Genomic DNA, 12271 nt, shown 5'->3' with positions numbered 1-12271 from the left:
TGTCACCCCTTGGCGCGGATCATGCGCAGATAGACGAAGGTCACGCACATGGAGAGCAGGAACATCACGACCGCCAGCGCGGAGCCGTAGCCCAGATCGAGGAAATCGACGGTGTTCTGGTGAATGTACATGGCCAGCGTCGCCGTGGACGTGCCGGGCCCGCCGCGGGTCATGGTGAAGGGAATATCGAAGGTCTGGAGCGCCGTGATCGTACGGAAGATCAGGGCCACCACGATGGCCGGCTTCAGGAGCGGCAGCGTGATCTCGAAGAACTGGCGGAAGCGCCCTGCCCCATCGACCTCCGCAGCCTCGTAGAGGGAGCGCGGAATGGTCTGCAGTCCGGCCAGGATGATCAGCGCCATGAAGGACGAGGTCTTCCAAATGATGGTCAGACAGATGGCCGCGAAGGCCCAATTGGCGGAATTGAACCAGATGATGCCTTCGATGCCGACTCGCCGGAGCACGTCGTTCACCACCCCGTACTCGGAGTGGAAGAACCAGGCGAAGATCAGGCCGGCGAAGGAGAGCGGCAGCGCCCAGGGAATGAGAAGGGACAGGCGAACCGGCCACTTCAGCCTGAAGGGCATGTTGGCCATGAGGGCGAGCCCGAGGCCGACCAGCAATGCGCCGGGAACGGTGATCAGCGTGATGAGAACCGTGTTCCAGGTGGTCTCCCAGAACACCGGATCGTCGATCATCAGACGGTAATTCTCGAGCCCTGCGAACTCCGCCGGGAGCCCGGAGGTGAGCGACAGATTCTGGAAGCTCGTCCAGACCAGGCGGCAGACAGGATAGACGATGATGAGCGAGAGCAGCAGCGCCGTCGGAGCCAGCAGGAGAGCCGCAAGGGTGCGCTCGCTCGGATCGAGGAAGCGCGTCCACCATTTCGTGGCGCCTTCACGATGCGCCGTGATGATGCCTGTTTCGCTGGCCGTTGCCATCGTCATGTTCCTGCCCGGTTGCAACGTTGGGGACGGACGCCGGTTGAGGCGTCCGTCGGGTCATGGGGTGGAGCGGCTCAGCGCAGGACGCGCCGCAGGCGGCTTTCCATCTGGGTCGCACCCTGTTCCGGCGTCGTGGTGCCGGCGAGCACCGCATTCACCGTGGTGCGGATGATCTCGCTGACCTCGTTATACCGGGGCGTCACCGGGCGAGCCTTTGCCGTCTCGACGACAGGCTTGGCCTCGGCGAACCACGGCACGGCCTTGGTCACATCGGGATCGGTGTACTTCTCAGGAAAGGCCGGGAGGAGCGCAGCGTTGACGGCCATGAACTCCGAGGTCTCGGGGCTCGACAGGTACTGCACGAATTTCTGCGCTTCGGTCTTGTTGGTGGAGTAGGCGGAGACGCCCCACTCCCAACCGCCCAGGCACGAGGCCGGCTCGCCGCCCTTGACGGCCGGGAGCTTCACGACGCCGACCTTGTCCTTCACGGCGGATTCAGGCCCCTGGAACTGGCCCCAGGCATAGGACCAGTTGACCGCGAAGACCACGTTGCCAGCCTGGAATTCCTTGCGGGTGTCGTCGGTGGCGACCTCGGCGATGTTCTTCTTGGCGACGCCCTGGTCGACGAAGTCCTTCCAGAGGGTGAGCGACTTCACGGCCGCATCCTTGTCGAAGGAGAGCTTGCCGTCGGAGACGAGCTGCTTGCCCATGCTCCAGTAAGGCAGGAGGAAGGTGCAGACCGCACCCTCGATGGCCTTACCCTGGAAGGAGAGGCCCTGAAGATTCGGGTCCTTTTCGGCTTCCATGATCTTCTTGGAGGCGGCGGTCAGCTCCTCCCAGGTCTGCGGCGGCTGGATACCGTGCTTCTCCAGAAGATCCTTGCGGTAATAGAGGAACATGGCGTCGGCGAAAGCGGGCAATGCCACCACCTTGCCGTCGACCGTGTTCGCCTCGGCATAGGCCGGCAGATAGCGTTTCATATATGCTTGGGCGTCGCCCTGGATCACCTCGTTGAAGGGCACGGTCCAGCCGGCGGCGGCGTACTGCGCCGGGCGGATCACGTCGAGGATCATCACGTCCAGCGAGGAATCCTTCGCCGTCATGATGGTGTTGAGGTACTGGGCCTGCGCCTCGGAGGTGTTTCCACCGGTCTCGATGGTGACCTTCACGTTCGGGTTCTGTGCCTCGTACATGTCGAAGGCCTTGCGCCACACGTCCGGGCGGTGCTGGCTGGAGACGAACACCCGCAGGTTCGTCTGCTGGGCCATGGCGGCGGACGCCGACAGGGTCAGGGCTGCGCCGGCGAGCAGCCAAGTCACGGTCTTGGTAACGGTCATCATTTCCTCCGTTGAAGTTGACGGATGCCGGTGCCTGGCCGGCATCTTCCTTGTTGTCAGAGAGCGATCAGCTCAGCGCCCGCTCCGTTGCCGCATCGAAGAGATGGATCCGGGACGGATCGACACCGATGGACAGGGTCTCGCCGGGCTGAGGCCGCATCTCCGGCGCAACGCGCGCGGTGAGCGTGGCCTGCCCCAGGGCGAAATGGATGAGGGTGTCGGAGCCCAGCGGCTCGACGACCTGCACGCGGCCTGCCAGGGTCTGACCCTCGGCAGAGGATACGAAATGCTCCGGGCGGATGCCGACCACCACGTCGCGGCCTTCCAGCGCCGTCGCCTTCCCGGCGGCGTTCGCCGTGACCGGGAGTTGGGCTCCCCCGTCGAAGGCGATCTGCCCGCCGCGAATGGTGCCCTTCGCGAAGTTCATGGCGGGCGACCCGATGAAGCCGCCGACGAAAACGCTGGCCGGATTGTTGTAGACCTCGTCCGGCGTGCCGACCTGCTCGATCTCGCCGCCCTTGAGGATCACGATCCTGTCGGCGAGCGTCATCGCCTCGACCTGGTCGTGGGTCACGTAGATGATGGTGGTGCCGATGGCCTGATGCAGCCTTTTGATCTCGGTGCGAACCTGCCCACGCAGCTTGGCGTCCAGGTTGGAGAGCGGTTCGTCGAAAAGGAAGACCTGGGGACGCCGTACGATGGCGCGGCCCATGGCGACGCGCTGCCGCTGCCCGCCGGAGAGCTGGCTCGGCTTGCGCTCGAGAAGCTGCTCGATGCCGAGCATCTCCGCGGCCTGGGCGATACGCGGCTTGATCTCGGAAGCAGGGACCCCGCGAACCTTCAGGCTGAAGGCCATGTTCTCATAGACGGTCTTGTGCGGGTAGAGCGCGTAGTCCTGAAACACCATGGCGATGTCGCGCTCGCGCGGGGGCAGCTTGTTGACCACCCGGTCGCCGATGCGGATTTCCCCGCCGCTGATGCTTTCCAGACCGGCCAGCATGCGAAGGGTGGTGGACTTGCCGCAGCCGGAGGGCCCGACCAGGACGACGAACTCCCTGTCGGCGATCTCAAGATCGATGCCCTTCACGATCTTGAGGGCACCGTAGTTCTTCTCGAGCTTCCGAAAGCTGACCGACGACATGCTTCCTCACCTGTTCCTGGCGCGTCGGCTCGACGCGTGGACCTTTCGCGGCAGCAGCAAAAGACCGCTTCCGCACGGCCGATTTCATTCATCATAGCGCTACGATGAAATTGCCGCAAGACCGGAGGCTATATCTCTCAACAGGCGTCCGGAGCAGGAATATCCCCTCTATATGGTTGATTTTCTTGTCATCCGCGCTGGAAAGGGATTAAGCTCTCCCTTCGGAGCGCTACGAATTAGGGAGACTTTTCGTGGATTCAGGAGGCGGAACGATCCAGACCCGGGCGACTCGGAAACGGCGCAAGATGCAGCGCGTCACCATGATGGACGTCGCCAAGCTCGCCCAGGTGTCCCCCTCCACGGTCTCGCTCTATCTGCGCAAGCCCGACGCGGTGTCCCCCGCAGCCGGACAGGACATTGCCCGGGCCATCGATACGCTGGGCTACGTGCCCAATCTAGTTGCCGGCGGGCTCGCCGCAGCCTCCTCCCGGGTCGTCAGCATCATCGTGCCCTCGATCCGCAACGCCTTCTTCGCAGAAACGGTCTCGACGCTTCAATCCGCCCTCGCCGCCGAGGGACTCCAGGTTCTCCTCGGGCACAGCGAATACGGGGAAGGCCAGGAAGAGGCCTTGGTCCGGACCGCCCTCTCCTGGGCGCCGGCCGCCGTCGTGCTGACGGGGCTCAATCACAGCCCCGAAACCCGCAAGCTGCTGAAAGCCAGCCGTGTGCCGGTAGTCGAGATGTGGGAGATTGGAGGAGAGCCCATCGACATGGCCGTCGGCTTCTCCCATCCACAGGTCGGCGCCTCGGCGGCAGGGCATCTGCTCTCGAAAGGCCGCCGCAACCTTGTCTTCCTGGGAGCGCGGATGGACGAGGATCGCCGTGCGGCGCAACGCGCCAGCGGCTTCGCGGAGGCCGGCAAGGGCGGGGGAGCCCCGATCTGCGAAATTATCAATCACCCTGGCGCCGCCACGGTCGAGGCCGGCGCCCTTCTCCTCAACCGGGCTCTTCAACAGGCCCCGGATCTCGACGGCATCGCCTGCTCCAACGACCTGATCGCCTTGGGCGTTCTGTTCGAATGTCAGCGCCGGGGCATTGCGATTCCCGAGCGCGTCGCCCTGATCGGCTTCGGCGACCTGGATTTCAGCACCTCCTGCGTCCCCTCGCTCACCACGATCAGACCCTCGGGAGATCTGATCGGAAAGGAAGTCGCTCGCCTGATCCTCGCGCGCATCCAAGAGCCTCATGCCGAGGACGCGCGGCGCGTCATCGATACGAGCCACGTTCTGATCGAGCGTCGCAGCACCTGACCCAAACCCGACAGCCGAGGCCGCACCGCGGAACTGCACCCGAACGGCCCCGTTTCTAACGGAGCAGAGGAGGATGCGTCATGGTGGCAAGCAGTGCCGAACGGGTCGCAGGCCGCACGGGGCAGAACGCCAACCGCCGGATCGAGGCGCGGATCGCCGAAAGTGTGAGATGGCACGCCGAGCACCCCGACCGGATCGACCGCAGGCTCCGCGAGCTCGATGAGGAGTGGGATATCGAGCGGATGCTGGAGGCCAATGCCGCGACCGTTGCCTTTGCCGGCGTCGCCCTGGGCGCAACGATGGACCGGCGCTGGCTCGCCCTGCCAGCCCTTGTTTCCATCTTCCTGTTCCAGCATTCGGTGCAAGGCTGGTGTCCGCCCCTGCCGATCCTCAGAAATCTCGGCTTCCGCACCGCCCGCGAGATCGACACCGAGCGTTATGCCCTGAAGGCGCTGCGAGGGGATTTCGGCCCCATCGGCCCTGGTCCCCGCAACCGCGATACCCGCGCCAGCCACGCCCTGCAGGCGGCCCGGCTTTGAGCCGGTTCCAGGCACGGTATTCGGGAGGCCCGGGGAGCGTTTCAGCGGGGCCTCACCCCCGGCTCCGCATCGGGAGAAAACACGAACTCGACGCCGCCCTCTTCCAGCGCCCGGCGCACCGCCTTGGCGCTCTCATCCCTGACCACAAGGACATCGCTGCTCGCCTCGATGCGCTTCACGGTCATGGGTGACACCTTGGCGGCCTCCGCCAGCTCCCGCACCGACCAATTGAGCAGGCCGCGCCCGGCGCGAACCTGGCGGCTGGTGATGGACGGCTCCAGCTGGAAGTCCAGCGACACCTTCCTGGCAAGGGGAAGCACCTCGGTCGCAGGCGCAAGGCCCGACCGCTCCAGGTGGTGCAGCCACAACTCGTCGACCGCGACACGGGCCAGAGAGCTCAGGAGGTTCATCTGCCGGGGCGTGAAGTCGCGCGGGACGTGATCGACAAGACAGATCGAGCCAATCCGCAAGCCCGGCTCCGTCGTGAAGGGGGCTCCCGCATAGAAGCGCAGCGGAGGATCGGCTTTGACATAGGGATGTTCCGCGAAACGCCGGTCCGCGAACGTGTCGGGAACCACGAACACCTCGTCGTGCATCACGGTATGGTTGCAGAAGGACAGGGCCCGCGGCTCTTTCGACAGTTCCGAGTTGGACCCGCTCTTGATCCAGGCCACCTCCTCGTCGAGGAACACCATGAGGACCACGGGCACATGAAACAGGGATTGCGCGATCGAACAGATCCGGTCGAGCCCCGACGGAAGCCTCCCGTCGAGGATGTTCAGGCGGTGGAGAGCTTGCAGCCGCTCCACCTCGTTCGGCGGCATCGGAAACGTCATCGTGGTACGCAAAGCTTCTTCTGGATAGCGTGAACGGCTGTGGCCGACTGAATAGACAACAAAGTAACCCGTATCCATCCCCGAAAGAAACCCAAAGGCCGCAGAATTGTCGCAGCGGGGCGTTCGTCCCGCCCATTTCCCGCCGGCTCAGGCAGTCTGAGGACGGAAAAGCCAGGTTCTGCGGCCTTCGAGGCGGCTCTCTCAGCAGGGATGCGGGTGCAGCAAGCAATCCTGGCATCCTCAGCGGGGCTCGGCTCTTTGTCCCCGAGTCCCGCTGGATTGCGCGATCCTCTCGCGGATCGTTACGAAGCCTGCCGCACCTGCGTGGCTGACGGCGCCTTGCCCCATACCTCCTCGGCGATTTCGACGATCATGCGGAGTTTGGCCCACTGCTCGTCCTCGGCGAGGGTATTGCCCTCCTCCGTGGAGGCGAAGCCGCATTGCGGAGAGAGGCAGAGCTGGTCGAGGTCGACGTACTTCGTCGCCTCGTCGATACGGCGCTTGATGTCATCCTTGCTCTCGAGAGTGCCGGTCTTCGACGTGACGAGGCCGAGAACCACCGACTTGCCCTTCGGCAGGAACCGGAGCGGCTCGAAGCCCCCTGCCCGATCGGTGTCCCATTCCATGAAGTAGCCGTCCACCGGCATGGCATTGAAGAGCGTTTCCGCCACGGGCTCGTAGCCGCCCGAGGCGATGAAGGTGGAGCGGAAGTTGCCGCGACACAGATGCATCGTGATGACCAGGTCCGAAGGCTTGTCCTTCAGGGCCTCGCGCACCATGCCGGCATAGATGTCGGGCTGCTTCTCGGGATCGTCCCCGCGCTCCCTCAGCATCTCGCGCTGGTTGGGGTCACAGAGATAGGCGAAGGAGATGTCGTCGAGCTGCAGGTAGCGGCAGCCTGCATCGTAGAAGGCATGGACCGCCTTGTTGTAGGCCGCGCCCACATCCGCATAGAAGTCGTCCATATCCGGGTAGACGCCCATATTCATCATCTTCCGGCCGCCGCGGTAGTGGAGCATGCTCGGGCCTGGAATGGTCATCTTGGCGACGCGGCTCGTGTTTTCCTTCACGAAACGGAAATGGTCGATCATCGGATGGTCGGAAAAGCCCACCTTGCCGGTGACGCGCAGAGCCTTGGTGATGCCGACGCCGCCCTTGAAGTTCATGCCTGAATCGGCCTCGATCGAGGTCACGCCGTCCAGGTGCTCCAGGAAGTCGAAATGCCAGTAGGCGCGGCGGAATTCGCCGTCGGTCACCGCCTGCAGGCCGATCTCTTCCTGACGCTTGATCAGGTTCTTGATTTCCTGATCCTCGACCGCCTTCAGGGCTTCGTCGGAGATCTCGCCGCGATGATGCTTGTCCCGGGCCTCCTTCAAGGGCCGGGTACGAAGAAGGCTGCCGACCATGTCGGCGCGGAACGGAGGTTTGCTGCTTTGCATGAGACTGTCTCTCCCAGGGTTGTTGTGCAGAACTAGAGTGGCGGGTGTCCGAGCCGCTTCTTCTTGCCGCCGGTGACGCCAAGATGCTGCTCGAGAGCAGTGGGATCCTCCATGAGCGCCTTGCTGGAACTTGAATGGACGATCGTGCCGCGGTCGAGAATGAGTGCCCTGTCGGTCATGCCGAGGATCTTCTGGGCGTGTTGCTCGACAATGATGACCGACATGCCTTCCTCGCGAATGACCTTGGTCAGGGCCGCCAGCAATTCCTCGATGATGATGGGAGCCAATCCCTCCGTCGGCTCGTCGAGAAGCATGATTCTCGGATTGAGGACGAGGGCGCGGGCAACGGCCAGCATCTGCTGCTCTCCGCCAGAGAGCTGGTTGCCGAGATTCGAGCGGCGCTCCCGCAATCGGGGAAAGAGTTCGTAGGCACGGGCAAGGGTCCACGGTCCCGGGCGGGCGACCGCAGTCAGGTTCTCCTCGACCGTGAGCGACTTGAAGATGTTGCGCTCCTGGGGAACCCACCCGATCCCGGCCTTCGCGCGGGTCTCCGGGCGTGCTCCGGTAAGGTCCCTGCCGTCGAGGACGATCATGCCGCCCTTCTGGCGGGTGACCCCGACGATGGTGTTGATCAGCGTCGTCTTGCCGGTTCCGTTGCGCCCGAGAACGGCGAAGGATTCGCCCTGCCTCAGGCCCACATCGATGTTCGAAATGACGACGGCATCCCCGTATCCGGCCGAGACCCGCCGCAGGGACAGGAGATCATTCATCGACGCTCTCCCCGAGGTAAACGGCGCGGACGCGCGGATCCGCGGCAATCTCGTCGACCGTGCCTTCCGTGAAGAGACCGCCGTTCACCAGCACCGAAATGCGCTCGGCGAAACTGAAGACGAGGTCCATATCGTGCTCGATGAGAAGCACGGAAACGTCCCGCGGGAGAGCGGCCACCGTCGCGAGCAGTTCATGACGCTCCGCCTCCGGCACGCCGGCGGCCGGTTCGTCGAGAAGCAGCACCCGGGGCTCGCAGGCGAAGGCGACCGCGATCTCAAGGAGCCGCTGCTTTCCATAAGGCAGGTTGGAGGTGCGCTCGTCCAGCACGTCGGCAAGGCGGAACCGCTGCGCGATCCCGACGACCTCGTCCACGATTTCGCGGTCGCTCCCGAACACCCGCCACCAGTCGCGCCCGCTCCCTTTGCGCTCCGAAACCGCCAGGCCCAGGGTCTCCAGCGGGGTCATGGCCGGAAAGAGCTGGTTGATCTGGAACGTGCGGGCAAGCCCGCGCTGAACGCGAAGCTCCGGGCACAGCCTGGTAATGTCCGCGCCCTCCAGGAGAATACGTCCGCTCGTCGGCGGGATCACGCCCGTGAGCAGGTTGATGAAGGTGGTCTTGCCGGCCCCGTTGGGCCCGATGAGGGCATGACGAGCACCCTTCTCCAGCCGGAACGAGACGTTATCGGTGGCAGTAAGGCCGCCGAACCGCTTCTGCAGTCCGATGGTTTCCAGTGCAGGAGTCACGGCCGGCCCTCCCGTGCAGGCGCTGTCCGGGGTGCTCCGGCCGAACGTCCGAAGAGGCGTCCTGCGAGGAATCGCGCCCGCTCGGTCAGCCGCTCGCGCCCGGCCAGTACCAGGACGACGAGAATGAGCCCGATCCAGAACTGCCAGTACTGCGGTGTCATGCTGGAGAGGATGTCCTGCAGGACCTTGAAGATCACCGCGCCGATCAGCCCGCCATAGAGATAGCCCACGCCCCCGATGACGAGGACGAGGAGGACATCGGCCGAACGGTGGAAGGCCAAGACGTCCAGCGACACGAACTGCGTGGTCTGCGCCAGCAACCCGCCGGCGATGCCCGCGTAGGCTGCGGAGATCGTGTAGATGGCTACAAGACGCCGATTCACGGGAATGCCGACGGCGCGAGCCCGCAGAGAGTTGTCGCGGATGGAGCGGAGGGACAGCCCGAAGGGCGAATGAACGATGCGCCGGGCCACGACGAACAGGACGAAGAGAACCACAAGGCTGTAGGCATAGGCCGTCGTGCCGAAGATGTCGAATTCGAACATCCCGAGCAGGGGCCCCATCATGATACCCTGCAGACCATCTGCGCCACCCGTCAGCCAGGAGGCCTGATTGGCAATCTCGCCCGCGACGAGCGCCACGCCGAGGGTCACCATGAGCCGCGTCAGGTCCGCGCCGCGCAGCACGAGGAAGCTCGTTGCGAAACCGAGGAGAGCCGCGGCCACGCCTGCCACGGCGAGACCGGTCAGTGGATCACCGGTCATTTCCTTCGCGAAGATGCCGGCCACATAGGCGCCAACCCCGAAGAACGCGGCATGGCCCAGGGAAACGATGCCGGCATAACCCAGGATCAGATCGAGGGAGACGGCGAAGAGGCCGATGATGGCGATTTCGTTGAGAATGAGATGGCGCTCGGGAAGAAAGAAGAGCGTCGCCGCGGCGGCGAGCCAGAAGAGGACTTCGCCCAGTCCCCAGCGCCCCTTCCTGCGCAGGGACGTGGCGACCTCATCGGTCGTAAGCGATGACATGAAAGGCTTGTCCTGCATGATCATCGTCCGTGGGCGAAGAGCCCTTGCGGGCGGAGCACGAGAACGACGATCATGAGAGTGTAGATGATGAACGCTCCGAAATCGGGCAGATAGTACTTGCCGGCGACATCCGCGATGCCGAGGAGCAGCGAGGCCAGGAAGGGTCCGGTGATGCTGGTCGTGCCGCCGACGGTGACGACGATCAGGAAGTAGATCATGAACTTGAGGGGAAAGGTTGGGTCGAGCCCGAGGATCTCCGCGCCGAGCGCGCCCCCGAGCCCGGCCAGACCCGACCCGACTGCGAAGGTCGTGGCGAAAATGGCGCTGACATTGATCCCGAGGCCGCGCGCGACGCGGGGATCGTCCACGGCGGCGCGCAGCCTGCTTCCGAACCGGGTCCGCGTCAGGATCAGCTGCAGGGCAATGACCAAAACGCCGCAAACGCCGATGATGAAGCTGCGGTAGAGCCCGACCTGCACCCCGAGCACATCGACCCGCCCCTGCAGCCAGCCGGGAAGCTGGATCAGCTGCTGCTGCGAGCCCATCGTGTAGTCGATGGCCGCCACCGCCATGAAGACGAGGCCGATGGAGAACAGAACCTGGTCGAGATGGCTGCGGGCATAGAGCTGCACATAAAGGGTCCTCTCGAGCACGAGCCCGAGCAGCGCCGGCCCGATAAAGGCCAAGGGGAGCGTCAAGAGGAACGGTACGCCGTAACGGTTCATCAGAACGGCCGTGATGTAGCCGCCCGCCATGGCGAAGGCACCATGCGCCAGATTGACGAAGTTCATCAACCCGAGCGTCACGGCAAGGCCGCAGGCAAGCACGAACAGCAGCATGCCATAGGCGACACCGTCGAAGAGAATGGTCAGCACCGCGTACTCCGAAAAACGTGAGAGGCGCCGTCAACGGGGACGGCGCCTCCTTTCAGCGTGAACTCAGTTCGACTTGGCAGCCTTGACCGGGTCCTTGACGTCCTCGATCGTCGCGAATTCCACATTGTAGAGCTCGCCGTTCACCCGCTCGACTTTGCGGACATAGACATTCTGAATGATGTCCCGGGTCTGGGGGTCGATCGTGATCGGGCCGCGCGGGCTCGTCCAGCTCATGCCCTTCATGGCATCGACCAGAGCCTGACCGCCGGCGCCGTTCGTCTTTTTCAGCCCCTCGTAAATCAGGTGCATACCGTCATAGCCGCCGACGGCCATGAAGTTCGGCCGCATGCCATTGTTCGCCTTCTTGAAGGCATCGACGAACGCCTTGTTCTCAGGGCTGTCGTGGGCGGCCGAATAGTAGTGCGTAGTGATCGTGCCGAGCGCTACGTCGCCCATGCCGTTCAGAATGTCGTCATCCGTCACGTCGCCGGTAGCGATCAGCTTGATGCCGCCCTTGTCGAGCCCGCGCTCGACGAACTGCTTCATGAACTGCGCCCCGACACCCGAGGGAACGAACACGAAGAGCGCATCCGGCTTGGCATCGGCCACCTTCTGGAGGAATGGCGAGAAATCTGGATTCTGCAGCGGAACGCGCAGGTTTTCCACCTGACCGCCCGCCTTGGTGAAGGCGCCCGAAAACGCCTTCTCGGCATCGATGCCCGGCCCGTAATCGGACACGAGGGTCACGACCTTCTTGATACCGTTCTGCGAGGCCCACTCCGCCATGGGCATGGCATTCTGCGGGAGAGTGCCGCTGGTGCGCACGATGAAGGGTGAAGCCTCCGTAATCGTCGACGTCGCGGCCGCCATGACGACGGCCGGGACCTTCGCCTGCGTAGCGAGCGGCGCGGTTGCCAGAGCAAGAGGCGTGAGGCCGAAACCAGCGATGACGCCCACCTTGTCGTTGACGATCAGCTCCTGCGCAAGCCGCTTCGTCACGTCGGCAACGCCGGTATCGTCCTTCACGATCAGCTGGATCTTCTTGCCCGCGACCGTGTCGCCGTTCTGCTGCATGTACAGCTTCGCAGCGGCCTCGATCTGGCGCCCGGTCGATGCGAACGGTCCCGTCATGGGCAGGATCAGACCGACTTTCATCGTCTCCTGAGCCGACACCGCGCCACCGAGGCCCAGCGTGAGCGCCGCAGCACTGACGATCCCGACAAAAGTTCTTCGCAACATTATTCCCTCCCTCTTCGGCTTTCGAGAGCCTGTCTGGTCGAGTTTAAGACGACCTTCGACCCGTGCGA

At 64.1% G+C, this 12271-nt stretch carries 12 protein-coding genes; 2 read left to right on the top strand and 10 right to left on the bottom strand.

Features of this window, described 5'->3' with window-relative positions:
- Nucleotides 1-2: 2 nt before the first annotated feature.
- The 3 genes from LGR44_RS16170 to LGR44_RS16160 all read right to left on the bottom strand — a co-directional run bounded on the left by LGR44_RS16170 (nucleotide 3) and on the right by LGR44_RS16160 (nucleotide 3422).
- On the bottom strand, nucleotides 3-941 hold the full coding sequence (locus LGR44_RS16170) for a carbohydrate ABC transporter permease (RefSeq protein WP_226741743.1): 939 nt from the start codon (nucleotides 939-941) through the stop codon (nucleotides 3-5).
- Nucleotides 942-1018: 77 nt separating this feature from the next.
- On the bottom strand, nucleotides 1019-2281 hold the full coding sequence (locus LGR44_RS16165; protein ID WP_404809936.1) for an ABC transporter substrate-binding protein: 1263 nt from the start codon (nucleotides 2279-2281) through the stop codon (nucleotides 1019-1021).
- Nucleotides 2282-2348: 67 nt separating this feature from the next.
- Nucleotides 2349-3422 (bottom strand): ABC transporter ATP-binding protein, encoded by a 1074-nt coding sequence (locus LGR44_RS16160; RefSeq protein ID WP_226741742.1) that lies wholly within the window; start codon nucleotides 3420-3422, stop codon nucleotides 2349-2351.
- Nucleotides 3423-3673: 251 nt separating this feature from the next.
- On the opposite strand from LGR44_RS16160, the gene LGR44_RS16155 reads away from it, so the two are divergent.
- Nucleotides 3674-4732: a LacI family DNA-binding transcriptional regulator gene (locus tag LGR44_RS16155; protein WP_226741741.1), complete on the top strand. Its 1059-nt coding sequence runs from the start codon at nucleotides 3674-3676 to the stop codon at nucleotides 4730-4732.
- Nucleotides 4733-4812: 80 nt separating this feature from the next.
- A complete protein-coding gene (locus LGR44_RS16150) occupies nucleotides 4813-5271 on the top strand; it encodes a hypothetical protein (RefSeq protein WP_226741740.1) in 459 nt (152 codons plus the stop codon).
- Between the two features lie 41 nt (nucleotides 5272-5312).
- On the opposite strand, the gene LGR44_RS16145 is transcribed toward LGR44_RS16150, so the two are convergent.
- From LGR44_RS16145 to LGR44_RS16115, 7 genes are all read right to left on the bottom strand, one after another.
- Complete coding sequence (locus LGR44_RS16145; RefSeq protein WP_226741739.1) at nucleotides 5313-6107, bottom strand: GAF domain-containing protein; 795 nt, start codon at nucleotides 6105-6107, stop codon at nucleotides 5313-5315.
- Nucleotides 6108-6409: 302 nt separating this feature from the next.
- Entirely contained in the window at nucleotides 6410-7546 is a 1137-nt protein-coding gene (locus LGR44_RS16140; protein ID WP_226741738.1) for a 5-methyltetrahydropteroyltriglutamate--homocysteine S-methyltransferase, read from the bottom strand.
- A 32-nt stretch (nucleotides 7547-7578) separates the two neighbouring features.
- The gene (locus tag LGR44_RS16135; protein WP_226741737.1) at nucleotides 7579-8316 is read right to left on the bottom strand and encodes an ABC transporter ATP-binding protein; all 738 of its coding nucleotides are present in this window, start codon (nucleotides 8314-8316) and stop codon (nucleotides 7579-7581) included.
- Nucleotides 8309-9061, bottom strand: a complete 753-nt coding sequence (locus tag LGR44_RS16130; RefSeq protein WP_226741736.1) for an ABC transporter ATP-binding protein — start codon at nucleotides 9059-9061, stop codon at nucleotides 8309-8311. Before LGR44_RS16130 ends, LGR44_RS16135 begins: the two co-directional genes overlap by 8 nt.
- Entirely contained in the window at nucleotides 9058-10089 is a 1032-nt protein-coding gene (locus LGR44_RS16125) for a branched-chain amino acid ABC transporter permease (protein WP_226741735.1), read from the bottom strand. Before LGR44_RS16125 ends, LGR44_RS16130 begins: the two co-directional genes overlap by 4 nt.
- Before the next feature lie 20 nt (nucleotides 10090-10109).
- The gene (locus LGR44_RS16120; RefSeq protein ID WP_226741734.1) at nucleotides 10110-10964 is read right to left on the bottom strand and encodes a branched-chain amino acid ABC transporter permease; all 855 of its coding nucleotides are present in this window, start codon (nucleotides 10962-10964) and stop codon (nucleotides 10110-10112) included.
- 63 nt (nucleotides 10965-11027) lie between these two features.
- Nucleotides 11028-12206, bottom strand: a complete 1179-nt coding sequence (locus LGR44_RS16115; RefSeq protein ID WP_404809940.1) for an ABC transporter substrate-binding protein — start codon at nucleotides 12204-12206, stop codon at nucleotides 11028-11030.
- Between the last annotated feature and the right edge of the window lie 65 nt (nucleotides 12207-12271).

Source organism: Microvirga lenta, from assembly GCF_020532555.1.
Taxonomy (GTDB): domain Bacteria; phylum Pseudomonadota; class Alphaproteobacteria; order Rhizobiales; family Beijerinckiaceae; genus Microvirga; species Microvirga lenta.
Note: the sequence above shows the minus strand (reverse complement) of the source record. Positions and strands in the feature narration are given on the sequence as shown.